This window comes from Pseudomonas sp. NCIMB 10586 (assembly GCF_023127895.1).
GTDB lineage: Bacteria > Pseudomonadota > Gammaproteobacteria > Pseudomonadales > Pseudomonadaceae > Aquipseudomonas > Aquipseudomonas synxantha_A.
This window is the reverse complement of the sequence record NZ_SPKQ01000005.1, coordinates 1-26,578: the sequence shown is the minus strand read 5'-3', so window position 1 is coordinate 26,578 and position 26,578 is coordinate 1. Positions and strand designations below refer to the sequence as shown.

Below are 26,578 nucleotides of genomic sequence, written 5' to 3'. Positions count from 1 at the left end.
CCTGGGCAACCATGACAGACCTGAGCGACCAGGCCGTGCACTTCGGCCCCTACTGCATCCACCCGCGCCAGCGCCTGGTGCTGGAGGCTGGTCGCCCGTTGCGCCTGGGGCGGCGGGCGGTGGATATCCTGCTGATCCTGCTGGAGCAGGCCGGCAATGTGGTGAGCAAGCAGGAGCTGATCGCGCGGGTCTGGCCCACAAGCGTGGTGGAAGACGGCAACCTGCGGGTACACATGGCGGCGTTGCGCAAGGCGCTGGGTGACGGCCAGGCCGGGCAGCGCTATATCGTCACAGTCGCCCAGCGCGGCTACAGCTTTGTTGCGCCACTGAGCATCGAACCGATGACGCTACCCACTGACGGCGCCCCCCAGCGCCCGCGCCATAACCTGCCGCTGCGACGCACGCGAATGATCGGCCGCCAGGCCCTGATCGACGCGCTGGTGCAGCAACTGCCGCAGCAACGCTTCATCACCCTGACCGGCGCCGGTGGCATCGGCAAGACCACCGTGGCCCTGCGTGTCGCCGAATTGCTGATCGGGCATTACCGCGATGGGATTCATCTGCTGGACCTGGCGCCGCTGAGCGCCGCATCGATGATCCTGCCCAATCTCGCCGCCCTGCTCGGCCTCACTCCCGGCGAAAATGCGCCACTGGTCAGCTTCGCCCGCAGCCTGCAGGCGCGCCAGATGCTGCTGGTGATCGATAATTGCGAGCACCTGCTCGACGACATTGCCCTGATCAGCGAAACCCTGTTGCGCCATGCGCCGCACCTGCACATTCTCAGCACCAGCCGCGAAGCCCTGCGCGCCGAGGGTGAACATGTACAACGCCTCGAACCGCTGGCCTGCCCGCCCGCCACCGGCAACCGTGCCCAGGCCCTGGGTTACCCGGCCATGCAGTTGCTGATCGAGCGGGCGATGTCTCATCAGGACAGCTTTGCCCTCAGCGAAGCCGAACTGCCGTTGGCAATCGATATTTGTCAGCGCCTGGACGGCATTCCCCTGGCGATCGAACTGGTCGCCGCGCAGATCGAACGCTTTGGCTTGCAGGGGCTGCTGGTGCAGATGGAGGACAACTTCCGTCTGCTGACCCGCGGGCGACGCAGTGCCCTGCCCCGCCAGCAAACCCTGCGAGCTACGCTCGACTGGAGTTTTGACCTGCTCACCGAATGCGAAAAAATCTGCCTGCGCCGGCTCGCGGTGTTTCGCGGTGGTTTCAGCCTGGTCAGCGCGGCGGCGGTGATCGCCGGGGAAAACATTGCCCCGGCCCAGGTGCTGGGCTCCATCACGCAACTGGTGGCCAAGTCGCTGTTGAACGTGGAAGCCAGCGATGACGAGATGGTTTATCGCCTGCTGGATATTACCCGCACCTATGCCCTGGAAAAGCTCAGCCAGGCGGGCGAGCTGCACGCCACTCGCGAACGCCACGCCGCCAGGTGCCTGGCGCTGATGGAACAGGCGCAAGGCGACTGGGAACTGATCGCCACGCAGCCCTGGCTCGACCGTTACGCACCGCTGCGCGAGGACGTGCGCGCCGCACTCGACTGGAGCTTTACCGAGGAAAACGAGCACCTGTTGGCCATTCGCCTGACAGTCAGTGCGATGCCGCTGTGGCAGGAGCTGTCGTTACTGCGCGAGCACGGCGGTTATGTGCACAAGGCGCTGGCGCTGATTGATCAGGTCAAGGCCCCTTGCACCCAATTGACCCTGCAATTGCAGTTGGCTTTGGGCAGTCTTTCGTACCATGCCTTGGGCCCCGCGCCCCAGACCGTCGCAGCCTTCGTGGGTGCCGCACGCCTGGCCGAAATGAATCAGGACCTGGCCGGCCAGTTGCGTGCGGTCTCAGGCCATATGGCCGTGAACCTGTGTGCCGGACGCTATGCCGAGGCGCTGGAGCAAAGCGTACAGTTCGAGCGCCTCGACCCGCGCACCGAACCGCTGCTGGACCTCAGCGTCCAACGCTTGCGCGCGCTGGGCCAGCACTACATGGGCAATCAGCCGCTCGCCCGCCACCATGCCGAGCAGGTGCTGCAGCGCATGACCCACAGTGGCCACGTGAACCGCTTCGCCCATGGCGTGGGCGTGCAGTACGACCAGAACGTCGCGTCCCTGACCGTCCTGGCGAGAATTCTGTGGCTGCAAGGCTTTCCCGAGCGCGCCTGGCGCACCGCCAGCCAGGCGCTGGAGCTGGCGCTGCAGATCAATCACGGCACATCGATTTGCTACACCCTGGCGTTGGCCAGCGTGGTAATCGCCCGCTACAACGGCGCCGAAGACGACGCACACGCGTTGCAAACGCTGCTGCTGGAGCAATCCCACAAGCATTCAGTGCAACTGTTCCAGACCTGGGCCGGGCATTACGCCGGCATCCTGGGTGACAACCATTTGCAGGGTCTGGGACTGATCGAGGATACCTTGATCACACTCGGCTCCCGTGAAGCCGACGCGGCCGCCATCGAAAGGGCACACAGTGGCGCTGCCGGCTGGTGCGCCGCGGAAATCCTGCGGGTGCGCGCCGAACAGTTGGCGCGTCAAGGTGATATGCGCGTCGCTGAAGCCCTCTTGCTCCAGGCCCTTGGCCTGGCGCGCCAGCAAGGCGCGCTCGCCTGGGAGCTGCGATGTGCGCACTCCCTGGCGCAACTGTGGCAACAGCAAGGGCGCAGCCTGGCTGCCAGGAACCTGCTGAGCCCGATCCACGCGCAATTTACCGAAGGCTTCGCCACCCAGGACTTAATGCGCGTGCGCGGCCTGCTCGACCAGTTGCAAGACAAACGGCCGGCCTGAACACACATCCAGGCAGTCTCCATAACCTTGCTGCAACCGCTGCACCTGGTCCGGATCACGCAATTGCGCCAAAGCATAGCTGCGCACGCAGTTGAGCAACCGGTAGCGCCGCGGGCCAAGACCAGGCTCGATGACCAGCAGCGAGGTATTGACCAGACGCGCCAACAGATAAGTCAGGTCGGCGTGCTCAAGCTCGGTACCGCGTACCATCTCACTCAATGTAGGCAAGGTGACCGCCATCTTGAACAAGCCCAACTGCAAGAACAGCCAGCACTGCGGCAGGCTCAGACGCTCGTAGCTCCAATCCAGGGCCGCGGTCATTGAGCGATGGTGCTCTACCGCTGTGCGGCGACCGCGCGTCAGCCCCTGCAGGCCGCTGCGCAACTGCTGCTGCACTGCGCCGATGCCCAGCGCATCGACCTGGGCGGCCGCCAGTTCGAGGGCCAATGGGATACCGTCCAGGCGTCGACAAATATCGCGCAACGGCGCCAGGTCCTGCGGCCGCAATACAAAATCCTGCTGGCTGGCGCGGGCGCGGGCGACAAACAGCTGCACTGCGGGCCACGCCATGGCCTGCTCGACACTGCGGCACGCAGACGGTGAAGGCAGTGCCAGCGCAGGTACACGCAACACCCACTCGCCGGGCGCCAGCAAGGGTTCGCGGCTGCTGATCAGGATACTCACCTCGGGCGCTCTTTCGCGCAGTGCGCGCACCAGCTTTCGACAGGCACCGAGCAACAGGTCGGCACCGTCGAGCACCAGTAGCAGTTGGCGTGAGGCCAACTGGCGAGACACCTCATCGAGGCTGTCAGTGGGCTTGAACTGCATGACCGTGGCAACGCTGGCAAGCAGTTCGCCAAGGGTTTGCATCTGGGTCAGGTCGAGCCACCACACCCCGTCGCGATAGCGCGACAACACGCGTTCGGCCAGGACCAGGGCCAGCGTACTTTTGCCGACGCCGGCCACACCGGTGAGGGTCAGCAAGCGTTGCCCGGACAAGCGCCGCGCCAGCAGGCTCACCAGCTCTTCGCGACCGAACACCGGGCTGAGCCGGGCAGCCAGGTTATGCGCGGCCGGCAGCGTCGGCACAGTGGCTTGCACGGGGCCAATGAAACAATAACCACGCTGGGGGTGATTGAGGATCAGGCGTCGTCCGTCCAGCGCCCGGCGCAACGCGGCAATATGCACGCGCAGGTTATTGTCTTCGACGACGCTGTTGGGCCAGACCCGTTCGATCAAGGTGGCCTTGCTGATGAACTGCCCCGGCGCTTCCAGCAGTACCGTAAGAATATCCAACGCACGCCCGCCCAACGGCACCGGCCAGCCAGACTTGCTGACCAGGCGCTGTTGCCGATGAAAGGTGTAGGGGCCGAAGCTCAGCGTCGCAGAATCTTGCATGTCCGTAACTGCGCTGAAACACCCGTGCTTGAGTGCCTGCGCATCCTTTTCCATGGGCTCGGCCCTATCTTGCCAGCTACCGATGACAGGACAATGCTGGCACGGGGAGCGATACGGACAATCGAGTGCCTCAGACGGACATTGTGTCGTTAACTGAACTGTTGTCGGTATTGGGTCGGGTTCAGGCCCAGTTTTTCACTGAACAGAAAGCGCATATGCCGCACGCTGCCAAAGCCTGCGTGGAACGCCACGGTCTTGAGCGGCAGGTCGGTGGTTTCCAGCAGTTGCCGGGCACGGTCGATGCGCGCGCCCTGCAAGAACGCCATGGGCGTCATCTGCACGTCCTTGGCGAACAGTCGCGCAAAATGGCGTGCACTCATGCCGGCCAGTTCGGCCATGGACTCGATGGTAAACGGCTGATCAAGATGCGCCAGCACGTGGTTCTGCACGCGGGTGATCGCGGTTTCCTGGGGCGCTACCGCAGCCGTCATGGGGCTGAACTGGGCCTGGCCACCCTGGCGCTTCATCACCACCAGCAAGACTTTGGCCACATCCACCGCCACTTGCTTGCCATGGTCCTGGGCAACCACCGACAGGGCCAGGTCGATACCCGCAGTGACGCCGCCGGAGGTAATCAGGCGCCCGTCCTGCAAGTAGATGCGGTCGGTCTCGACGATGGCCTTGGGAAAAGCCTTGATCAAGCGCTCGGTGTAGTGCCAGTGGGTGGTCACGCGGTGCGCGTCGAGCAAACCTGCATGTCCGAGCACAAAGGCCCCGGTGCAGATCGAGCCGAAGCGCCGGGCACGCGGCGCGGCGGCCTTCAGCCAAGGCAGCAACGCGGGATGGCACTCGTTATAGGCACCTGGGCCACCCGGCACCAGCAGCAGGTCATAAGCCGCCTGGGCCTGTTCCAACAGTAGATCGGTCTGGACCACCACACCATTGGATGCCCGCAACGGACCAGGCTCCGTGCCAATGGTCAGGATCTGGTAGTGATCGGCCGCCGGCAGATAGCGGTTGGCAATCGAAAACACTTCAAGCGGCCCGGCCATGTCGAGCAGCAGGAAGTCCGGGAACAGCGCCATGGCCACGGTTTTCATAAGCGGGAAATGTCCATCGAGAAGGAGTGCGACGGGCATTATGGCACGACTTTTACTGTCAACCTGAAGTTGACAGTAATTCTATCTCCACCTTCTTAATCAATCTTTTGTTAACCATTAACCTTCTTCTCAACGCAAGCGCCCTGCATCTCGCAGCCTGCGCTCACTTGAGGACTGAACCATGCTGACCCTTCGCAAAGCTTCCGAACGCGGCGCCGCCAATCACGGTTGGTTGAAGTCGTTCCACACCTTCTCTTTCGCCAACTACTGGAACCCTAAGGAACAGGGGTTTTCCGACCTGCTGGTGATCAATGATGACCGTGTCGCCGCGGGTAAAGGCTTCGGCCAGCACCCCCACCGCGACATGGAGATCTTCTCCTATGTGCTTGAAGGCGCACTGGAGCACAAGGACACCCTGGGCACTGGTTCGGTGATTCGCCCCGGCGATGTGCAACTGATGAGCGCCGGCAGCGGCGTGGCCCACAGCGAGTTCAACCACAGCCAGCGCCTTGGTGTGCATTTCCTGCAAATCTGGATCGTGCCCAACGAAGCCGGCGCCAAGCCACGCTATCAGCAGGAGCACTTCAGTGAAGCGCAAAAACGTGGGCGCTTGCAGTTGATCATCTCGCCGGACGGCGCCAACGGTTCGCTGAAAGTGCGCCAGGACGCGCGGGTGTATGCCGGACTGTTCGACGCTGACGAAAGTACCCGCCTGGAGCTGGCACCGGATCGCTACGCCTACGTCCATGTGGCACGCGGCAGCGTTGAACTCAATGGTCAGCGCTTGCAGGAAGGCGACGGTGTGCGAGTGCGGGACGAGCGCCAGATCCGCCTGAGCCATGGCGAGGACGCCGAAGTGCTGGTGTTTGACCTGCGCCCCAACGAACTGCCGCAGATGCCATGACGGTCACGGTGATGGCCCCGTAAGCGGGACCATCGCTGGCATCGATAGTCACCATCAGCGCAATGAAGTTCTCTTAAAACATGCAGCGCGTAACATCAAACCCATGCCAAACGGCACCCAACTAAAGCACTCGGAGCACACCATCATGAAACGCCAAATCCTGCTTAGCCTCGCTTTCTCGGTACTCGCTGCAAACGCTTTTGCCCACCCGGTAGTCGCTGAAGGCGGTGCCGACCGGCTGATAGAAACCCGTGTTGCCGAAGGCGGCGCGGATCGCTTGCAGGAACGTGGTCTGGCCGAAGGCGGTGCTGACCGCTTGCAGGAACGCGGTCTGGCCGAAGGCGGTGCTGACCGCTTGCAGGAACGTGGTCTGGCCGAAGGTGGTGCTGACCGCTTGCAGGAACGTGGTCTGGCCGAAGGTGGTGCCGAGCGTCTGCTGAGCTCCCACGTATAACCCCGCGCTGTTTGCGGGATACCCCAAACCGGCCTGATCAGCCGGTTTTTTCGTCTGCGATTTGCTCGGCTGTCAGGTCGCCTCCGGGGGAAGTCGAATCGTCGCACCGCCCCTTCCACATTTGAGTCAGCCCTGGACGATCAGGAATTTCTTGCGATACGCCGCCGGCAACATACCCACCCGCTGCTGAAACAGGCGCCGAAACGAATTGCTGTCTTCATAGCCAACGGCATAGGTAATGCTGTCGAGCGTCATGCGCGTTGACTCAAGCATCTGCTTGGCCCGTTCCAGACGCAGGGTTTGCAGGTAGCCGATTGGCGTATGACCGGTGGCGTCCTTGAAGCGGCGCTTGAAATTACGCACGCCAAAGCCGAAGCGCCGGGCCACCTCGTCGATCACCAATGACTCGGTAAAGTGCTGCTCCAACCAGTGCTGTACGCGCAGAATCTCGCTATCCCCGTGGCTTTTGGGCAACGACCACATGGCATACACCGACTGTTCGGTGCGCCCGGTATCGATCAGCAAATATTTGCCGCAGGTATAAGCCAGTTCCGCAGAACCGAAGCGGCGGATCAGGTGCAGCATCAAATCCATCGCCGCCGTGGCGCCACCGCAGGTAATCAGGCGGTTTTCTTCGCAGAGGATCTGCCCCTCATCCAGACAGACCTGGGCATAGCGACGACGGAAGAACTCGGTAAACGCCCAATGGGTGGTGGCGCGCAAGCCCTGCAACAGGCCTGTTTCGGCCAAGAGAAACGCGGCCGTGCACATCGAGGCCAGCACTGCGCCACGACCGTGCTGCTCACGCAACCAAGGGCCGTAAGCGGCAAACGTCGGCAAGACTTCCTTGAGGGTAAACAGAAAGCCTGGGATCAATACCAGGTCGGTCCGGGCCACCTGCGCCACGCTGCAATCCACCTCCAGGCGCTGGCCGCCCCATGTCATCACCGCCTGCCCATCGAGGGAAGCCAGCACCACCTCAAAGCACGGGCTATCCGCAAACAGGTTGGCCGCACTGAGTACTTCCATGGCGAGGGTGGCATTGGCAGCGGAACATCGGTCAGCCAGAAGCAAGGTAATGTGCATTTAAAAACCAGTTTGCGCTTTTCGCATGAAATAAGTCATTTGCGCACCTACCTTATCCGATTCCTCGCCTTTACAGTGCGGTCATTGTTCAACTGTCTGGCGTCTTTTCATGAATCTCTGGTTTCGATTACTGCACATGCTATTGCGTCGCCCCTGGCGCAAACCGGTACATGGCCTGGCCACTACGGTGGTGCGCATGAGGGTTTGGCCGTTGGACCTGGATCTGAACCGGCATGTCACCAATGGTCGTTATTTCACCCTGGCAGATGTGGCGCGCATGGATTTTGTGTTGCGCACGGGTGCCTTTCGTGTGGCGCTGCGCCACAAGGCAGTGCCGATCGTAGGCGATACCTGGGGCAAGTTTCGCCGCGAGTTGAAGCTGTTTGAGGTATTTGAAGTGCACACCCGAATGCTCGGCTGGGACCACAAGTGGAGCCTGATGGAGCACCGCTTCGTCAGCCATGGCCGAGTGATCGGCGTGGTGGTGATCCGTGGAGTGTTCCGCGGCGCCAAGGGCAACGTGCCGCCGTCGGATTTCGTGCGCGAACTGGGTCTGGAAGAGACTTCGCCGCCTATGCCCCAATGGCTCAGCGATTGGGCGCACAGTTGCGATCAGATGAGTGCGCAACTGCGGGCAGAGGAGCAAGATTGAAAAACCCTAGCTTTTCGGCTTCAGCTTCTTCAAGTTGGCTTGACCATCCTCTCTGGCAACGTACAAGAAACTCTTGCCTTCCTGCACTTTGAACAGCACCTTCATGCCGGCCAGCCTCTCCAGGTCCTTGCGTGCGGTGTTTTCCGAAATGTCATAGTCGTGCGTGAGTTCCTTGGGCGTAAAGATGCGCCCAGGGTGGTGGAGCACTTTTTTCAAGAAATGCCCTTGTCGGTAATTCAGCTCAGCCTGCAATCCAAGCGTACCCAGCCAGCCCATCAGTTCCACGGCTTCTTTACGTTTGCTTTCAAAGTACGCCATGAATTCGTTAATGGCGCGCTCGATAACCCTTAATTGATAAATGACGAAATAGGTCAAATCAAAAGCGTCGGTTTCCGTATGAACATATGAGCGCCCATATTGCATGGGTGCCTCCTTGAGCAGTGTGCTGATGGAGATGTACTCAAAGGGCCAGTAACCGCTTTTGAGCATGAACCAGTAAAATAAACACCGCGCAGTGCGCCCGTTGCCGTCCCTGAATGGGTGCTCATAACCGAGCATGAAGTGCAGGATGATCGCCTTCACCACGGGATGGATAAAATGCCTGCCGGCTTGGCCGTCATGTCGGTCATTTGCAAACCGGCAAAGCGCTTCGAGCCTGTCCAGCAGCAGCGCTGCCTGAGGAGGTTGGTGAACGACTTCTCCCGCAGCCCCGCCCACAAAAATATCGTCAGCGATTCTAAGCTGCCCAGGATGAACGTCGCCCTCTTCAATCCCCGCCGTAGCGATGCCGTGAAACTCGCAGATCAGCGCGATAGAGAGGTTTGCATCCTTGCTGTATTTGGCCCGCTTCATCAGATGATAGTTGTTCAGGATCATCCGCTCATCGTCATTCTGCGGCGTGCGCTCCTTGGCCAACATGTCCTTGGCGATCTTGCGAGTGGTAGCAGCGCCTTCCAACTGGGCACTGGAGATTGCCTCCTCCATCATCAATGAATCGACCAGATACTGAGTGTTGTCGCGGTATTGAGGAGAGGAAGCAGTCGCCCCTCCTAGCCTGGACGTGACTGACTCCACGGCATGAATCACCGCGTCGCAAAAATCAGTGGTGTACAGGAAAAAAGGCCTGCCGCATTCACTGCGCAGCTCCAAGGTTTTGCTCGCACACGCACGGGACATTTTGATAGCGGCCCACGCTGCCTCTTTGTTGAGGCCCGGTGCGGGATAACGGCGAAACTCATCCCAGTGCAAATACCTACCTTTGTCGTCGATCGCCTTGAAAGTGCGAGCCAGCTCGAAAATTTCCAGGCCGTGGCGTTTTAATAACACCTCGAAATCAACCGGTTTCTGGATCTTAGCCATGGCCGAAACTCAATTTATTAAAATTGAGTTGATCGTTGCGTACGGACCTGAAGGTGTCAAGGTCTACCGCGCAGTCATGTCTCGCGCTTGACCTTCAAATGCCGCGCATACCAAGGCCGCCGCGGTACGCGTTTGAACAACCCCTTGAGCAGGTCCTCATCGGCGCCGAAGGTAATACGCAGGGCCAGTTTCATGATTTCCGGGTCCATTTCCATCGAGCGACCCTGCTGCAAGCCCGGCGTGGTGCTGCAACCGTGGGTGTCCGGGCCCAGCCAGGGGTCGCCCACTTCAACCCAACGCCCCGGCGCAAACCAGGCCACACCGTTGACTTCAAGGCGACGCACTTCGCCCGGGTTGAAACGCTCGTGGGCGCGGAACCAGTCTTCGATACGGTCATCGATCCAGCCGTGGAAGTGCCAGAACACCGGATTGACGTGGGATGAAAACGGATCGCCAAGAAAGTCATTCTCCGGCGCATACCAGCGTGCCGAGAAGTCTGCTGGGTCACGGGCGAACGGCACAGGTGCGCCGTTGGACGGGTCGCGGGGCACCGAGGCCCAGCGCATGTGCAGCCAGTCGTGCAGGCCCAGCTCCATCTCCGAGCCCAACTGGCCCAGTGTCAACTTGGCCAGGTAGCGCGGGTCGCGGTATTGGGATTCCCAGACCTGGAAGTTGCTGTGGTAGGTCTCGGCCGCCTTGATATCACTGACCCACTGGGTGTAGTCGGCGTCGTCCGGCGCCGACCAACAGGGCGGCAGCGCGAAGCCGTCGTGGTTGTCGAAGTAGCGCACAAAGCCCAGGCGATCACGCTCCAGCGCCGGTTGCGGCGTGGGGAATTGCGGCCACGACGGCAGGTCTTGCATGGAGCGCGCAGTACCGAGCATATGCCGGTGCATGAAGAAGAAGTCGATGCCCGAGCCATTGCGATCCTTGCGTTTGCCGCGGGCATCGCGCTCCTGGCCACGGGGCCCCGGTTGCCAGCCGATGCCACGCAGGGCCTCGCGTTTTTCTTCGGAGAGCTTGTGCCACTGGTCACGCGTGGCGTGCCACAGTTGGTGAAACAGGCGATGTTCGGGAGAAACCAGCCAGGCCAGCAACGTGGGATTCAGACCGATGCGTTGTCGAGCCTCGGGGAACAGCTGTTTGTGCGCGATGAAACGATTGTCGCGCTCGATCAACGCCAGGGGGCGATCGAGGTCGAGGATTTGCCCGCTGAGCGTGGCGCTGCCGGCATTGCCGAAGGCAGCCCAGACTTCATCCAGGGTCATCTTGAACTCATAGGCCGGCACACCGCCGACTGAGTCGCGGTCGATCAACCGCCAATAGAGCACGGCGCTCTCGCCCGTCAGCAGGTCGCCCAAGACTCGATAGCGTGGCTCGCCGTCGGCACGCAGGTTCTCGGCGGTATCCAGGTAACCCCGCAGCCCACGGCCACGAGGGGCGATGTCGAGCAGCAGCTCCAGGCCGTGCAACGGCAAACCCGCAAGGCCGGCATCGCGCCCTGCCAGGCGCAGGCTCCAGACGCCACGCAGGGTGTTCGCCAGGTGCTGGCCCTGGGTGTCGGCCAGGTCCACCGTGGCTTCGCCGGGGGTGATGGGGAATTCTTCTTCCCGCGTCAGCTCACGATGGGCATAAAAGGCCGCCGGCACGGCCGCGCCGGTCAGCGCCAGGCCTGCGATGAACCCACGTCGAGAGATTGTCATTGGCTACCTTAGGAAACGGCTTGATCAGAGCTAGAACGTTTGCAGCCCGCTGAAATTTACCGTCGCGCCAGCGCCGCCTAAATTTCCCCCGTCAGCGCTCGTTCTTCCCTGATAGCAAAGGCCGCAACTGACTGAGATGGCAATGACAAAATCACGTTCGAAAAAGGCGTTGTATATCGGCCTGCCGTTGGCCCTGGCTATCGGCGCCGGGGCCGGCTTTCTGGTCTGGGACCAATGGTTCAAGGGCAACGCCGGATACCCGCTGGAGGTGATCAAGCAGGCCAATGAAATGCAGGATCGCCTGTTGTCGTTCGACAGCCACATCACCCTGCCCCTGGATTTCGGTACGGCAGGCAATGAAGCCGACAAGGATGGCAGCGGCCAGTTCGACCTGGCCAAGGCGGCGCGGGGCCGATTGTCGGGTGCCGCACTGACGATCTTCGGCTGGCCGGAGATCTGGAACGGCGACAACGCCCCGCACAAGCCCACCGACGGTTTTGTCGAAGAGGCCCGCCACGAGCAGGAGGTGCGCTACAAGATCATCTCCGGCATGGTGCGCGACTTTCCCAACCAGGTGGGCATCGCCTACACCCCGGACGATATGCGGCGCCTGCACGGCGAAGGCAAGTTCGCGATCTTTATCAGCATGCTCAACGCCTACCCGCTGGGCAACGACCTCAACCAGCTGGACCTGTGGGCTGCACGCGGCATGCGCATGTTCGGGTTCAGCTACATCGGCAACAACGCCTGGTCCGACTCTTCGCGCCCGCTGCCGTTTTTCAATGACTCGCCCGACGCCCTTGAAGGCCTGTCGCCGATCGGCCGGCAGGCGGTGCATCGCCTGAATGACCTGGGCGTGATCATCGATGTGTCGCAGATGTCGACCAAGGCCTTGGAACAAGTCGCGCAGTTGAGCCGCACGCCGATAGTGGCATCCCACTCGGCGCCTCGGGCGTCGGTGGATATCCCGCGCAACCTCAGCGACAAAGAACTGCAACTGATCAAGAACAGCGGCGGCGTGGTGCAGGTGGTGGGCTTCCCCGCGTACCTGCGCCCCTTGAGCCAGCCGACCCAGGACAAGCTCAACACCCTGCGCGCACGCTTCGACCTGCCACCACTGCCCAACCTGGCCATGGCCTTGATGCCCGGCGATGCAATCATTGCCGCCTGGCCCGAGCAACGCTTCGGCGAGTATGCCGGCGCGCTGTACGCCATCCTTGAAGAAGAACCCAAGGCCACCCTCAAGGACCTGGGAGACGCCATCGACTACACCGTGCGCAAGATCGGCATCGATCACGTCGGCATCGCCTCGGACTTCAACGACGGCGGCGGTTTGCAGGGCTGGGAGAACGTTGGCGAAGTACGCAACGTCACCGCCGAATTGATCCAGCGCGGCTACTCCGAAGACGATATTGCCAAACTGTGGGGCGGCAACTTCCTGCGGGTGTGGGACCAGGTACAAAAAGCCGCCAAACCATTGGCCAATCGCTAACCAGCACGAAGTAAGTCCATGACCGACCGCCGTACATTTCTCAAGCAGGCCGGCGTCTTTGCCGCGAGCCTGCCACTGGGCGCCGCACTGCTCCCCGAGGCACTGGCAGCCACTGCAAACAACCCATGGACGGGACTCAAACAGCTGTTCAACCAGGACCCGGACTACCTGCACTTTTCCAACTTTCTGGTGGCTTCGCACCCCAAGCCGGTGCGCGAAGCCATTGAACGCTACCGCCAGCAGATCGATCGCAACCCCGGGTTGGCCATGGACTGGGACCTGCAGGAGACCTGGAAGCGCGAAGGCCAGGTACGCGAGTGGGCCGGCCGCTATTTGAAGGCCAAACCTGCACAGATCGCCCTCACCGGTAGCACGTCCGAAGGGCTGGCGATGATTTACGGCGGGATCAAGGTGCGCGCCGACCAGGAAATACTCACCACCGTGCACGAGCACTATGCCACCGAGTTCAGCCTGGATTTCAGAGTGCGCAAGGAGCAGACCCAGGTTCGTAAAATACGCCTGTTCGAAAACGCCAATCAGGTATCGGTCGATGAGGTGCTGAGCAATATCCAGCGCAATATCCGCCCCAACACTCGCGTATTGGGCATGACGTGGGTGCAGTCGGGCAGCGGCGTGAAATTGCCCATCGGCGAGATCGGCAAGCTGGTGGACGAACACAACCGCAACCGCGACGAGCCGGACCGCATTCTCTATGTGGTCGACGGCGTGCACGGCTTCGGCGTCGAGAACCTCGACTTCCCGGACATGCACTGCGACTTCTTTATATCAGGCACCCACAAGTGGATGTTCGGCCCGCGCGGCACCGGCCTGGTGTGCGCCCGCGAGACCGAAAACAAATACGTCACACCGATGATACCGACCTTCTCGGAAGACAAGGACTTCGCCACGACCATGACACCCGGCGGCTACCACGCCTTCGAACATCGCTGGGCCGCCGACGAAGCCTTCAAGTTGCACCTGCAGTTGGGCAAGGCGCCGGTACAGGCACGCATCCATGCGCTCAATACCGAACTGAAAGACCAGTTGCTGGCTCACTCGCAGATCGAACTGGTCACACCACGCAGCCCCGAGCTGTCGGCGGGCTTCACCTTCTTTCGGGTCAAGGGCCAGGACAGCGATGCAGTCGCGGCCCACCTGATGAAAAACCGCGTGGTGGTGGACGCGGTAGACCGTGACGTCGGCCCGGTGATTCGCACCTCGCCCGGCCTGCTCAACAACTCGGCCGAGATCCAGCGCTTCATGACCTTGCTGAGCCAGCGGTTATGACCTTTTTCCCTTTGAACGAGATGCCCACATGACTCCATCCCGACTCAAACCCCTGACCGCCCTGGCGCTCACCGCCCTGTGTGGCGCCCTGCTGCCCAACCTGGCCCATGCTGCCGCCCCGCAGCCGGGCAAGGTCTTCAAGGACTGCAAGGACTGCCCCGAGATGGTGGTGCTGCCCGCCGGCACCTTCACCATGGGCACCCCGGACGATGAAGTGGGGCGCGAGCCCGATGAAGGCCCGATGCATGAAGTGACCTTCGCCAAACCGTTCGCCATGAGCCGTTTCCACATCACCGCCGGCGAATGGGACAGTTACGTGCGCCAGACCGGCGTGAAGATCGCCAACGGCGACGACCGCCCCGGCCGCGAATGTATCGCCAGCAAGCCACGCTACCCCCAGGGCCCACGCCAGCCGGCAGTGTGCATGGACATGGACGACATCAAGCAATACGTGAGTTGGTTGTCGAAGAAGACTGGGCACACGTACCACATGGTCAGCGAGGCCCAGCGTGAATACGCCGCGCGCGCCGGTACCACCGGACCGTTCCCCTTCCCGTTCGACGAGGGCAAGGGCTACAGCATCGCCAGGCACGCCAACACCTACGGCCCGGCGGACGGCTATAGCTATTCGTCGCCGGTAGGCAGCTACCCGCCGAATGCGTTCGGGATGTATGACATGCACGGCAATGTGTATGAGCGGGTAGCCGATTGCGAACACCCGAACTACATCGGCGCACCGACTGATGGCAGTGCGTGGGTGGAGCCGAACTGTGAGGCTTACCAGATTCGCGGCAATGACTGGGGTGAGGCGCCGGTGTTTTCGCGTTCGGGCAATCGCAACAACATCTATCCGCAGACACGCGGGGATTGGATTGGCTTTCGGGTAGTGCGCGAGCTCTAAATTGTGAGAGGGGGCTTGCTCCCGATAGCGGTGTGTCAGCCACCCATGCATTGACTGACATGCCCTCATCGGGAGCAAGCCCCCTCTCACATTTAGACCCCATGCATCAGCAAGATTGTGCTCAGCCTTGCTTGGCCAACAGCTCCAAGCCTTCGTGCAGCGCCGGGAACAGGCTGTTATTGAAGTTGTTCCAGCGCAGTTCGAGGATGGTGTCCTCGGGCGAAATCTCTGTCTTGAGCACGTCGTGGAACACTTCGCCGGAGTCGATACCGTTATCCACGTAATGGAACGATGCACCGGTCAGGTACAGCGGCTCGCACGGCTGGGTCTGCCTGGTCGCCCAATCTACAACCGCTTGCCCACGCGCACCGTACAACGCATTCCAGGTGGCATAGGCCCCACGGCGCTCGTAAGGCGATTCGATGCGGGTGATGCCCGGATGAATGTTCATGATGCGACGGGCAAACGGCGCGCCCGGACGCACCAGTTCATCGAGGATAACCAGCAAACCGTCAAGCACCACGATGTCGGCCTTCAACTCCACCAGGGTGTCATGCAGGCGCCGCTCGAAATCCTGCTTGCCGGCGATATGTTCGGCGCTGCCCCGTGGCAGCCGGCGATAGGTGGATGGCACGCTCAGCAGCAGGTCATTGACCAACTTGCCCTGCACGCGCAAATCCGCCGGGTACAACCACTGGCGGCCCGGCTTGTAGGCGAAGCCATAGTCCGCTACCAACTGCTGGTCGCGCGGGTTTTGCTCATCGTCGTCATACACCACGCCCACCAGGTTGTAGACCTCGCCCAGCGGCGTGTCGTTGAGCGAGCCCACCAGAAACTCCAGCACCGACTTCATGTAGCGCTCGTGGTCCTTATAGGCCACCGGCTGCCCGGCCTTGTCGGCAGCGGCATTTCTCAGGGACCAGACATACACCAGGTTCTTTTTCGTCATTTGTTTCGCTCTCGCTGAAAGGGCCACGCACAGCGTCGATACGCGTGCGCCTACACAACAAGAACGAACCAGGCCCCAGGCAATTTATCGCTCACTGCCACCGCCCGGCACAGCGAGCTAAATAGTCACGCCGATGCTTCGTTTGTCATGGGTAAGGGTCTGTGTGCCCAGCCCCCTCTTTTTCATTTCCCGGGAAGTATTTATGACCGACCCCAAGCGCGGCGCCTTCAAAGGTTTGCTCGCATTGCTCCGGCCCTTTCGCACCATTGTGACGGTCTCCGTTGCCCTCGGCATGGTCGGCGGCCTGGCCATCACCCTGCTGCTGGCAACCATCAACAATGCTCTGCATTCCGAGGGCGGCATGACACAGGGCGTGGTCCTGACCTTTGCCGCCTTGTGCGTGGTGGCGCTTATCAGTTCGATCATTTCCGACATCGGCACCAACTATGTCGGGCAACGGATCATTGCCGCCCTGCGCAAGGATCTGGGTGAAAAGGTGCTGTCAGCTCCGATCGGACAGATCGAGCAGTATCGCTCCCACCGCCTGATCCCAGTGCTGACCCACGACGTGGACACCATCAGCGATTTTTCCTTTGCCTTCACACCCCTGGCCATCGCCGCCACCGTCACCCTGGGTTGCCTCGGTTACCTGGCTTACCTGTCGGTGCCGATGTTTCTGATGATGGTGGTCGCGATCATTGTCGGTAGCGCCGTGCAGTTCATTGCCGGCGGCAAAGGCATCCAGGGCTTCGACCTGGCCCGCAGCCACGAGGATGAATTGCAGCGCTATTACAATGCGATTGCCTCCGGCGCGAAGGAATTGCGCATGCACCGCCCGCGGCGGTTTCGCATGAACACCCATCGCATCCAGGAAACCGCTGACCGCATCAGCGACATCCAGGTGCGCTCGGTCAATATTTATATTCTGGCCAAGACCTTTGGCTCAATGTTGTTCTTCGTGGTCATCGGCCTGGCTTTGGCGATGCAGGCGTACAACCCCAACCCCGACCCTACGGTGATTACTGGCTTCGTGCTGGTGCTGTTGTACATGAAGGGGCCGCTGGAGCACCTGCTGGGTTACTTGCCGGTCGTGGGCAAGGCCAAGATTGCCTTTGGGCGCATCAGCGAACTGTCGGAGCGTTTTTCTTCGCCAGAGCCCCACTTGTTGATGGACGACAGTGAAGCGCCAAAGCCGCTGGTCAACAGCCTGGAACTGCGTGGCGTCAGCTACAGCCCACCAGCGGTAGAAGGCAGCCAGCCGTTCCATCTGGGGCCGATCAACCTCAGCATCAAGCAAGGCGATATCGTATTTATCGTCGGCGAAAACGGTAGCGGCAAGACCACCTTGATCAAGCTGCTGCTGGGCCTGTATCCGCCTCAGGCCGGCGAGATTGTGCTCAACGGCACAGCGGTGACCGACCCTGAACGCGACGATTATCGGCAGTTGTTCACTACGGTGTTTTCTGACTACTACCTGTTCGACGATTTGGTACAAGGCAGCGCCGCCCAGTCCCTGGACAGCGCGACCAAATACCTGGAACGCCTGGAAATCGCGCACAAGGTCAGCGTCAAGGATGGCGTGTTCAGCACCACCGACCTGTCCACCGGCCAGCGCAAACGTCTGGCCCTGGTCAATGCCTGGCTGGAGGAGCGCCCGGTACTGGTGTTCGACGAATGGGCTGCCGACCAGGACCCGGCCTTTCGCCGCATCTTCTACACCGAGCTACTGCCGGACCTCAAACGCCTGGGCAAGACCATCATCGTGATCAGCCATGACGACCGTTATTTCGACATTGCCGACCAATTGGTGCGCCTGCGCGCCGGCCAGGTGTTGCATGAAATGGAGCCTGCATGATGCATCGGAATATTTTTTCCGGTTTTGCGAAGTAGGAACGTCTCACTAGTGGTAATGAGAACCAGCCTCAATAAACACTTATAATTGCCCACTTAAAACACAGAAGAGAAAGCATCCATGCCAGCACGACTCGGTCTCAGCCCCCTGAGCAAAGCGCTATCCATGCGCCGGGCCCTGAACATCAACCTCTTGCCGAGTACCCTGGCGCTGGCTGTGTCGATGCCAATTGCAGGTTATGTGCAAGCCCAGGAGATCGAGCTGAATATTCCTGCACAGTCGCTGGGGAGCGCACTGCAGGAATTTGGCCGCCAGACCAATGTGCAAGTGCTGTACAGCCCAGGCGATGTACAGGGCAAGAACAGCCGCGCCGTCAAGGGCAAGATGCAGCCGCAGCAGGCCATTGACGCGTTGCTGGCTGGCAGCCAGACCACCTATAGCCTCAATGGCAATACCTTGACCGTTGCCGCCGCCAGCAGCGGCGGTTCAATGGAACTGAGCCCGACCCAGGTGACAGCCAACTACCTGGGCAATATCACCGAAGACTCCGGTTCCTACACGCCGGGCACCGTTGCCACGGCTACCCGCCTGACCCTGACGCCACGGCAAACCCCACAGTCGATCACGGTGATCACGCGCCAGCACATCGAAGACTTTGGCCTCAACAACGTTGATGATGTGATGCGCCACACGCCGGGTATCACGGTTTCAGCCTATGACTCCGACCGTACCAACTACTATTCCCGTGGCTTCTCGGTCAACAGCTTCCAGTACGACGGTATTCCGTCCACCGTGCGTAACGTCGGTTACTCCGCAGGCAACACCCTGAGCGACATGGCGATCTACGACCGTGTCGAGGTCCTCAAGGGCTCAACAGGCCTGCTCAACGGTGCCGGCTCCCTGGGCGCGACCATCAACCTGGTCCGCAAGAAGCCAACCTCGGAATTCAAGGGCCACGTCCAACTGGGCGCGGGTTCCTGGGACAACTACCGCAGCGAAGTGGATGTGAGCGGCCCGTTGACCGACAGCGGCAATGTCCGTGGGCGTGCCGTGGCGGCGTATCAAGACAAAAAGTCCTTCATGGACCACTACTCGCGCAAGACCGAAACCTACTACGGCATCACCGAATTCGACCTCTCCCCGGACACCATGCTGACGGTGGGCTTCGATTACCAGGACAACATTCCGCAGGGGTCGAGCTGGTCCGGGTCCTTCCCACTGGTCAACTCCAACGGCAGCATCAACAAGATGCCGCGCTCGTACAACAACGGCACCACCTGGAGTTCCTGGGAGCAGAACACCCGTACCGCGTTCGCCATGCTCGAGCATGACCTGGGTGACGGCTGGGTGACCAAGTTCCAGCTCGACCACAAGATCAACGGCTACCATGCGGACCTGGCTTCGATTCAGTTCATCCAGCCGAAAGCCGATGGCACCGCCGAGATCAACGGGCAGAAATACACCGGCGAAACCAAGAGCACGTCGGCCGATCTCTACGCCACCGGGCCGTTCAGCCTGTTTGGTCGCGAACATGAACTGGTGGTGGGGGGGTCCATCGGCACCTCGCGCTGGCAAGGCAAGGGCTACTGGTCGCCGGAATGGCCAGGAGGCAACAAGGTCGATTTCTATAACTGGAACGGCCATATCGCCAAACCGATCTACGGCCCGGCCCAACAGCACATCGATGACACCATTCGCCAGACCGGCTACTACCTGACCGCACGCTTTAACGTGATAGACGACCTGAACGTGATCCTGGGTGGGCGCGTGGCCAATTATCACGTCACCGGCAACAACCCGTCCTACAAGGAAACCGGCCGATTCATTCCTTATGCCGGTGTAATCTACGACCTCAACGACAACTTCTCGGTGTACGCCAGCTACACCGATATTTTCCAACCTCAGGAAAGCACCTATAAAGATCGGAACAAAACGCTGCTGGAACCGGATGAAGGGCAAAACTACGAGCTGGGGCTGAAGGGCGAATTCTTTGAGGGTCGCCTGAACACCAGCATTGCGTATTTTGAAGTTCACGAGACCAATCGGGCTATCCCGGACGATGCCTACAACAACCAGACCCCAGCCCCAGACGGATTTCAGTATGCATTCAAGGGGTCCAAGGCAGTCACCAAAGGCTACGAAGCGGAGATCTCCGGTGAGTTGAGCCCAGGCTGGCAAGTCCAGGGCGGCTACACCCATAAGATCGTGCGCGATAACAAAGACAAGAAAATCTCCACTTTCGAACCCGAGCACCAGGTCAACCTGAACACCACCTACAAACTCAAGGGCAGCCTGGACCAGTTCACCATCGGTGGTGGCCTGCGCTGGCAGACCAAGGGCTGGAATTCAATCTGGAACGGCGTGACCAAAACCAACCAGGACATCACTCAGGAATCCTACTGGCTGGTGGACTTGATGACTCGCTACCAAGTCACCAAGAACCTCTCGGCCACCGTTAACTTCAATAACATTTTCGACAAGTCCTACTACAGCAACGTGGGCTTCTATGACTCAGCCGCCTACGGCGAACCACGCAACGTGATGGTCAGCACCCGCTGGGACTTCTGATCGCACCCCTTGATCGACCGCACGCCCGGTGAGAGTTGAACGCTCACCGGGCGTTTTTTTTGTACGAAAATAGTCTGTGGCTGCTTCATTGATCGGCATCGGCCAAAAAGACTATGCCGCTCACCCACAAAAAACCCGGATACAGGATCCGGGCTTCTCGTAAAGCGGCGGCTTACCTCATCGCATCCGCCAAACTGCTGATGAACACTGCGCTGTCGATAATGCCGTCATGATCAGTCTCAATCATCACCGAGCGCTCGATACGCCCCTGGCTGATCACCGTCGCCATTTGCTGCTCAATCACGTCCTTGAATCGCCCTGCCCGGCTCTTGGCTGCCCACCAGCAACTGATGGGAGCCTTGATCGGCTTGAAGTCAGCCTGCAGCAAGCGCTCACTCAGTGCCCGGTCAACGTCCCAGGATATCTGCGCCTCATTGCCACGCAGCAGTTCCTCTTTGACGGCAGTAAATGCTTCGCCCAAGGTCTGTTCAGCCCAGCTCACGAATCCCAGCCATTGCTGCGCTTCATCCTCGGTATCCCGCCGGCATTGCTGCCAGGCACCCTGGATGGACTCGGCAAATTCGGGGAACATCACCCCCAGCAAGGCGGCACGGCGCTCATTGGCTGAGACTTCGAGGTCGTCCTCGACCTCCACAGCATCCCAGTAGGGTTTGACCCACTGCGGCGGCGCAGCGTCGATCCAGCCTACAAACTCAACCTCGCGGCCCGCTTGCTCCAGGCCGTAGGCCACTTCCATGGCCAGATTACCGCCCAACGACCAGCCGGCCAGGCGGAACGCGCCATGGGGTTGGGCCGCCAACAATTGCGCGGTGTAATCCTCGACCATCACCTGCCAATGCGGCACCGCGGCGCCGTCTTCAGCCAATGCGCGACACATTACCCCGTACACCGGGCGCTGCTCACGCAGGGCCAGAGCAATCGCGGTGTAGCAATGCACCGAGCCGAAGCTTGGGTGGAACATGAACAACGGCGTGCCTTGCGTCTGCTGGTTAAGCTTGACGATCAACGACGCTCGGCTATCGCCCTGCAAGCACTTGACCTGCCCCGCCACGGTGGGGTTAAGCATCAATTGGCTGACGGACAGGTTCACGCCGCTGACCTTGCGAATCCGCTCCTTGAGCATCAGCACCCGCAACGAATGGCCGCCGAGTTCGAAGAAATTGTCGCGAAGCCCTACACGCTCCACCTCCAGGACCTCGCGCCAGATCGCCGCGATCTGCTGCTCGATCTCGGTGACAGGCGCCTGGTGTTGCCCAGCGCTCTGAGCCTCAGGCTTGGGCAGTGCCTTACGGTCCAACTTGCCGTTCGGGCTCAGCGGCATCTGCGTCAGCACCACCCACTGCGCCGGGACCATGTAGTCCGGCAACTGCGCGGCCAGGTACGCAACCACCGCCGCTTTCCAATCCTCAAGCGGCTGCTGCAGCACCAGGTAACCCACCAGGTGCGTGCCGTCCACCGCCAGCACTGCGGCTTCGCGGACACTGTCGAGCTCCAGCAGGCGCGCTTCGATTTCTCCCAACTCGATACGCAGGCCACGCATTTTGACCTGATGGTCCATGCGCCCGGCATATTCGATCACGCCATCGTCGCGATAACGCGCCAGGTCGCCGGTGCGATACAGACGTGTGCCGCTACCGAACGGGTCAGTCACAAAACGCTCAGCGGTGAGTGCCGCGCGGCGATGGTAACCCCGCGCCAAGCCAATACCGCCCAAGTACAATTCGCCCAACACGCCCACCGGTGCAGGCTCCAGATTGTCATCCAACACGTAGCAACCCAGGTTGGCAATCGGTCGGCCAATCGGCACGGCATCGCGGCCTTCCTCGACACAAGTCCAGTGGGTCACATCGATAGCCGCTTCGGTGGGACCGTACAGGTTGTACAACCCGGCGTGGGGTAACTTGGCGAACACCTGTTGCTGGGCGTCCGCGGGCAATGCCTCACCGCTGCAGACGATGCGTTGCAGGCTCTGGCACGAAGCAACTGCCGCGTCTTGCAAGAACGCTTGCAGCATGGACGGCACGAAATGCAGCGTGGTGATCTGCTGCGAGTTGATCAGGCTCACCAGCCTGGCAGGGTCACGATGATCCCCCGGCGCCGCCACCACCAGGCGGGCGCCGGTCATCAACGGCCAGAAGAACTCCCACACCGACACGTCAAAGCTGAACGGGGTTTTCTGCAATACGCTGTCGCGGGCGTCCAGACCATAGGCCTGCTGCATCCAGCACAGGCGGTTGGTCAGTGCGTTATGGCGGTTGCCGGCGCCCTTGGGTTGGCCGGTGGAACCGGAGGTGTAGATCACGTAGGCGAGGTTTTCGCCATGCACGGTAATATCCGGGTTGTGGCTGCCGAACGCCTCCAACCAGGCATCGCCCTGCTCCAGCACCAGAGTGTTCACACCCGCTGGAACCGGCAGCTGCGCCAGCAGGTGGGTCTGGGTCAACAGCAGTTGTACGCCACTGTCTTGCAGCATGTAGGCCAGGCGGTCACCGGGGTATTCCGGGTCCAGCGGCACATAGGCGCCACCGGCCTTGAGCACCGCCAACAGGCCGACCACCATTTCCACCGAGCGCTCCAGCGCCAGGCCCACCAGCACATCCGGGCCGACTCCGGCCGCCATCAAGCGGTGCGCCAGCCGGTTGGCCCGGGCGTTCAACGCGCTGTAACTCAGGGTTTGCCCGTCAAACACCAACGCCTGCGCATCCGGCGTGCGCAATACCTGAGCCTCGATCAAGCGGTGTACTGCTTGATCGAGCGGGTAGTCCACCGCCGTGGCATTCCAATCCTGCACCACCAACTGACGCTCGGCCTGCGCCAGTGACGGCAACGCGCCAAGACGTTGACTGCCATCGGTGGCCAGGGCCAGCAGCAACTGCTGGAAGTGCTCGGCCAAGCGCTGGATATGCGTTGTGCTGAAGGCCTGGCGGGCGTAATTGAATTCCAGGCCCAGTGTCTCGCCGAGGGCCAACAACACGGTCAATGGATAGTGGGTCTGCTCCAGGCTGTGCACTGCACCAAACCGCAACCCCGACGGTGCACCCTGCTCCAGCGCCTCGGACACCGGATAATTTTCAAACACCAGGATACTGTCGAACAGGGCTTCACCGCCCAGCCCGGCCCAACGCTGGATCTCGAACAGCGGCGTGTGTTCTTGCTCACGCAAGCCAACGTTCTGCTGCTGGAGCTGCTGCAACCAGTGGCTGACCGACATCTGGGCATCCGGCGTCGCCACTACGGGCAGCGTGTTGATGAACAATCCGACCTGCTGTTCAATCCCGCGAAGTTGCGCCGGACGCCCTGCCACCGTGGCGCCGAAGGCTACGGTGGCTTGCCCGGTGTGGTGATGCAACAGCAACAACCAGGCGCCTTGCACCAGGGTATTGAGGGTCACCTTGTGGCGCTGGGCAAAGGTTCTAAGCTGTTCGGTTTGCGCGGCATCCAGGCTCAAGCGATGTTCGCCATTGACCGCCAGGACCGCGTCCGCCTCAGACTGTGCGGAACGGGACAGACGCGTAGGCTCTTGCAGGTTGACCAGTTGGTCTTTCCAGAACGCTTGACTGGCAGCTTTATCCTGCGCCTGCAGCCAGGCGATATAGTCACGATAACGCCCGGTCGGCGCGGGCAGCGCCTCGCCCGCATACTGTTGCAGCACCTCACCGAACAGCTGCGAACCACTCCAGCCATCCATCAGGATATGGTGATTGGTGTAGATCAGGTGGTAGCTCGATACCCCCGTGCGCACCACCGTCAAGCTCAGCAACGGCGCCTGCTCCAGCACAAAGCCCTGGGCCCGTGCCGACTCGGCCAAGTCATCAAGAGCCTGGTTGCAGTCTGCACGCGTTTGCCAATCCAACTGCACAAACGGCAGGTGCGCCTGCTTGTAGACCACCTGCAAAGGCTGCTCAAGCTCCGCCTGCCAGACAACACCGCTGCGCAGGATCTCATGACGCTCCACCGCCACCTGCCATGCCTGGTGGAAGCGCGCTGCGTCCAGGCCCTGCACATCAATGCGCATCTGGTTGATGTAGTCACCCGAGCCTTCGCCGTACAGCGATTGGAACAACATGCCTTGCTGCATCGGTGACAACGGGTACAGGTCTTCGACCTCGGCCACGTTCAGCGCCAGGCCATCCAACTGTGCCTGGGACAACCGCGCCAGGGGGAAGTCCGACGGCGTCACGCCCTGGTGCGTCGACTCACAGCAGTGGTCGATCAGCGCCTTGAGTTCAGTTGCATATTCATCAGCCAGGCATTGCACCGTCGCTTCATCGAACATCGCCTGGCTGAAGCTCCAGTTCAATTTCAGCTCGCCGCCAAAGACTTGGCCATTGATCTCCAGCCAGTTGCCCAAAGGCGCCTGCTGGCTTTGCTCGGCACCGCTGGCATCACCGGTCGGTGTGAACAGCCCTGGCTGTTCGCCATTGTCAAAACTGGCGTCAAACTGCCCCAGGTAGTTGAAGGTAATACGTGGGCGTGGCAAGGCCGCCAGCGCCAGTTGCGCCTCGGTATCGCCCAGGTATCGCAATGCGCCAAACCCCAGGCCCTTGTCGGGCACGGCGCGCAATTGCTCCTTGATGTGTTTCAGGGATGTACCCAGGGAGTCAGCCGGAACCAATTGCAATGGGTAAAGGCTGGTAAACCAGCCGACCGTGCGGGTCAGGTCGATCTCATCGAACAGGTCTTCACGACCGTGGCCTTCCAGCCGTATCAACATCGAAGCCTCGCCGCTCCAGCGTGTAATCACCCGCGCCAGGGCGGTGAGCAGCAGGTCGTTGATCTGGGTACGGTAGGCACTCGGCGCGTCTTGCAGCAAGCGTCGCGTATAAGTGGCGTCCAACTGCGTGCTCACGCTCAGCGCCAGCTGATTGCTCAAGCTTGCCAGTGGATCAGCGCCGGGCAAGCCGACCGGGCTGCCTTGCAATTGCGTCTGCCACCAGGCCAGTTGGTGTTGCAGCGCAGCGCTACGGGCATAGATCTGCAAGCGTGCGGCCCAGGCGCGGGTGGCGCTGGTCTTGGCCGGCAACGCCACAGGAGCGCCCTGCGCCAGTTGCTGGTAAGCGCTTTGCAGGTCTTCAAGCAGGATGCGCCACGACACACCGTCCACCACCAAGTGATGGATCACCAGCAACAAACGCTGGGAGCCATCGGCCAACTGCGCCAACACAGCACGCACTAACGGTCCGACAGCCAGGTCGAGGCTGCGTTGGGCTTCTTCACCCAGGGCGTCCAGCTCCTCGACGCTGTTCAAGGTGGTTTGCCACAACACCTGTTCAGCCTGGTGCTGATCGGGGCCGCGGTAAGCTGCGCTCCAGCCTTGCAGCCCCTCGACGAAAGTGCTGCGCAAAGCATCGTGATGCACGATCAACGCCTGCAGTGCCGCCACCAGCAGCGGCGCCTGCAACGGCTGGTGCGGTTGCAGCACCACAGACTGGTTCCAGTGGTGACGCTGGGGAATGTCATCGGCAAAGAAGCCTTGTTGCACTGGCAGCAGCAGCAACTCGCCGGTCAGGGCCGACTGGTCCAGTTGCACCGTGCCCTCGCCTTCCCGGGCGACGGTTGCCAGGCTTTGCACAGTCTGATGCTGGAACAGATCCTTGGGCGTGAAGCGCACCCCGGCCTGGCGAGCCCGGCTGACCACCTGGATCGAAATGATCGAGTCGCCACCCAATTCGAAGAAGTTGTCATGCAAGCCGACTTGCGGCAGGCGCAGCACGTCGGCCCAGATGGTGGCGATCTTGTGCTCCAACTCGCTCTGAGGTGCCACATACACCTGCTGCATCTGGCTCACATCCGGCAGCGGCAAGCCCTTACGATCGAGCTTGCCGTTAGGGGTCAGCGGCATACGTTCGAGGAACATCAAGTGCGTCGGCACCATGTAGTCCGGCAAGCGGGATTTCAACGCGCGACGTAAGGTTTCGCGGCCGTTTGATTGAGCGACTGCGTCGTCCAGAAGTGTTGAGTCCAGCGGTACGACATAGGCCACCAACTGCTTGCCGGTCGGGCCCTCCTGAGCCACTACCACGGTTTCACCGACGCTGACCTGCTCGCGCAAACGCGCTTCGATTTCAC

The 26,578-nt window shown here is 61.1% G+C and carries 16 protein-coding genes; 8 read left to right on the top strand and 8 right to left on the bottom strand.

Going from position 1 to position 26,578, the window contains the following annotated elements; genetic code table 11:
- Nucleotides 1-11 precede the first annotated feature (11 nt).
- The gene (locus E4P01_RS01420) at nt 12-2,783 is read left to right on the top strand and encodes a winged helix-turn-helix domain-containing protein (protein ID WP_216091230.1); all 2,772 of its coding nucleotides are present in this window, start codon (nt 12-14) and stop codon (nt 2,781-2,783) included.
- On the opposite strand, the gene E4P01_RS01415 is transcribed toward E4P01_RS01420, so the two are convergent.
- Entirely contained in the window at nt 2,730-4,235 is a 1,506-nt protein-coding gene (locus E4P01_RS01415) for a winged helix-turn-helix domain-containing protein (RefSeq protein ID WP_216091229.1), read from the bottom strand. The two genes, E4P01_RS01420 and E4P01_RS01415, sit on opposite strands and share 54 nt — an antisense overlap.
- 95 nt (nt 4,236-4,330) lie before the next feature.
- The gene (locus E4P01_RS01410; RefSeq protein ID WP_032876275.1) at nt 4,331-5,281 is read right to left on the bottom strand and encodes a GlxA family transcriptional regulator; all 951 of its coding nucleotides are present in this window, start codon (nt 5,279-5,281) and stop codon (nt 4,331-4,333) included.
- 181 nt (nt 5,282-5,462) lie between these two features.
- Here E4P01_RS01410 and E4P01_RS01405 point away from each other — a divergent pair, with 181 nt between their 5' ends.
- Nucleotides 5,463-6,185 (top strand): pirin family protein, encoded by a 723-nt coding sequence (locus E4P01_RS01405; protein ID WP_005787654.1) that lies wholly within the window; start codon nt 5,463-5,465, stop codon nt 6,183-6,185.
- 121 nt (nt 6,186-6,306) lie between these two features.
- Here the strand turns inward: E4P01_RS01405 and E4P01_RS01400 are convergent, their stop codons facing one another.
- On the bottom strand, nt 6,307-6,633 hold the full coding sequence (locus E4P01_RS01400; RefSeq protein WP_248129875.1) for a hypothetical protein: 327 nt from the start codon (nt 6,631-6,633) through the stop codon (nt 6,307-6,309).
- A 132-nt stretch (nt 6,634-6,765) separates the two neighbouring features.
- On the bottom strand, nt 6,766-7,725 hold the full coding sequence (locus E4P01_RS01395) for a helix-turn-helix domain-containing protein (RefSeq protein ID WP_078821111.1): 960 nt from the start codon (nt 7,723-7,725) through the stop codon (nt 6,766-6,768).
- A gap of 109 nt (nt 7,726-7,834) precedes the next feature.
- Here E4P01_RS01395 and E4P01_RS01390 point away from each other — a divergent pair, with 109 nt between their 5' ends.
- Nucleotides 7,835-8,377, top strand: coding sequence for an acyl-CoA thioesterase (locus tag E4P01_RS01390; RefSeq protein ID WP_216091227.1), 543 nt, complete (start codon nt 7,835-7,837; stop codon nt 8,375-8,377).
- A gap of 6 nt (nt 8,378-8,383) precedes the next feature.
- Here the strand turns inward: E4P01_RS01390 and E4P01_RS01385 are convergent, their stop codons facing one another.
- Nucleotides 8,384-9,736, bottom strand: a complete 1,353-nt coding sequence (locus E4P01_RS01385) for a Fic family protein (protein WP_216091226.1) — start codon at nt 9,734-9,736, stop codon at nt 8,384-8,386.
- Nucleotides 9,737-9,810: 74 nt separating this feature from the next.
- The gene (locus E4P01_RS01380) at nt 9,811-11,439 is read right to left on the bottom strand and encodes a PvdJ/PvdD/PvdP-like protein (RefSeq protein ID WP_216091225.1); all 1,629 of its coding nucleotides are present in this window, start codon (nt 11,437-11,439) and stop codon (nt 9,811-9,813) included.
- 142 nt (nt 11,440-11,581) lie between these two features.
- Between E4P01_RS01380 and pvdM the strand changes: the two genes are divergently transcribed.
- From pvdM to E4P01_RS01365, 3 genes are read left to right on the top strand one after another with little or no spacing between them, the layout of a single operon-like run.
- A complete protein-coding gene (gene pvdM, locus E4P01_RS01375; protein WP_216091224.1) occupies nt 11,582-12,931 on the top strand; it encodes a pyoverdine-tailoring dipeptidase-like protein PvdM in 1,350 nt (449 codons plus the stop codon).
- An 18-nt stretch (nt 12,932-12,949) separates the two neighbouring features.
- On the top strand, nt 12,950-14,218 hold the full coding sequence (locus E4P01_RS01370) for an aminotransferase class V-fold PLP-dependent enzyme (RefSeq protein ID WP_078821106.1): 1,269 nt from the start codon (nt 12,950-12,952) through the stop codon (nt 14,216-14,218).
- Nucleotides 14,219-14,246: 28 nt separating this feature from the next.
- Complete coding sequence (locus E4P01_RS01365) at nt 14,247-15,119, top strand: formylglycine-generating enzyme family protein (RefSeq protein ID WP_148854203.1); 873 nt, start codon at nt 14,247-14,249, stop codon at nt 15,117-15,119.
- Nucleotides 15,120-15,240: 121 nt separating this feature from the next.
- On the opposite strand, the gene E4P01_RS01360 is transcribed toward E4P01_RS01365, so the two are convergent.
- The gene (locus E4P01_RS01360) at nt 15,241-16,068 is read right to left on the bottom strand and encodes a formyltransferase family protein (protein ID WP_005787640.1); all 828 of its coding nucleotides are present in this window, start codon (nt 16,066-16,068) and stop codon (nt 15,241-15,243) included.
- A 202-nt stretch (nt 16,069-16,270) separates the two neighbouring features.
- Between E4P01_RS01360 and E4P01_RS01355 the strand changes: the two genes are divergently transcribed.
- A complete protein-coding gene (locus E4P01_RS01355; RefSeq protein ID WP_216091223.1) occupies nt 16,271-17,923 on the top strand; it encodes a cyclic peptide export ABC transporter in 1,653 nt (550 codons plus the stop codon).
- Nucleotides 17,924-18,040: 117 nt separating this feature from the next.
- Nucleotides 18,041-20,488 (top strand): TonB-dependent siderophore receptor, encoded by a 2,448-nt coding sequence (locus E4P01_RS01350; protein ID WP_078821102.1) that lies wholly within the window; start codon nt 18,041-18,043, stop codon nt 20,486-20,488.
- 172 nt (nt 20,489-20,660) lie between these two features.
- Here E4P01_RS01350 and E4P01_RS01345 read toward each other — a convergent pair.
- On the bottom strand, nt 20,661-26,578 hold a 5,918-nt coding region (locus tag E4P01_RS01345; RefSeq protein WP_248129873.1), incomplete at its 5' end, for a non-ribosomal peptide synthetase.

Bases quoted from the DNA above. Each gene is read 5' to 3' on its own strand.
- E4P01_RS01350 (WP_078821102.1), top strand. From the start codon at position 18,041: ATGCCAGCACGACTCGGTCTCAGCCCCCTGAGCAAAGCGCTATCCATG.
- E4P01_RS01395 (WP_078821111.1), bottom strand. From the start codon at position 7,725: ATGCACATTACCTTGCTTCTGGCTGACCGATGTTCCGCTGCCAATGCC.
- pvdM (WP_216091224.1), top strand. From the start codon at position 11,582: ATGACAAAATCACGTTCGAAAAAGGCGTTGTATATCGGCCTGCCGTTG.
- E4P01_RS01405 (WP_005787654.1), top strand. From the start codon at position 5,463: ATGCTGACCCTTCGCAAAGCTTCCGAACGCGGCGCCGCCAATCACGGT.
- E4P01_RS01380 (WP_216091225.1), bottom strand. From the start codon at position 11,439: ATGACAATCTCTCGACGTGGGTTCATCGCAGGCCTGGCGCTGACCGGC.
- E4P01_RS01410 (WP_032876275.1), bottom strand. From the start codon at position 5,281: ATGAAAACCGTGGCCATGGCGCTGTTCCCGGACTTCCTGCTGCTCGAC.
- E4P01_RS01415 (WP_216091229.1), bottom strand. From the start codon at position 4,235: ATGGAAAAGGATGCGCAGGCACTCAAGCACGGGTGTTTCAGCGCAGTT.
- E4P01_RS01360 (WP_005787640.1), bottom strand. From the start codon at position 16,068: ATGACGAAAAAGAACCTGGTGTATGTCTGGTCCCTGAGAAATGCCGCT.
- E4P01_RS01390 (WP_216091227.1), top strand. From the start codon at position 7,835: ATGAATCTCTGGTTTCGATTACTGCACATGCTATTGCGTCGCCCCTGG.
- E4P01_RS01355 (WP_216091223.1), top strand. From the start codon at position 16,271: ATGACCGACCCCAAGCGCGGCGCCTTCAAAGGTTTGCTCGCATTGCTC.
- E4P01_RS01385 (WP_216091226.1), bottom strand. From the start codon at position 9,736: ATGGCTAAGATCCAGAAACCGGTTGATTTCGAGGTGTTATTAAAACGC.
- E4P01_RS01370 (WP_078821106.1), top strand. From the start codon at position 12,950: ATGACCGACCGCCGTACATTTCTCAAGCAGGCCGGCGTCTTTGCCGCG.
- E4P01_RS01365 (WP_148854203.1), top strand. From the start codon at position 14,247: ATGACTCCATCCCGACTCAAACCCCTGACCGCCCTGGCGCTCACCGCC.
- E4P01_RS01420 (WP_216091230.1), top strand. From the start codon at position 12: ATGACAGACCTGAGCGACCAGGCCGTGCACTTCGGCCCCTACTGCATC.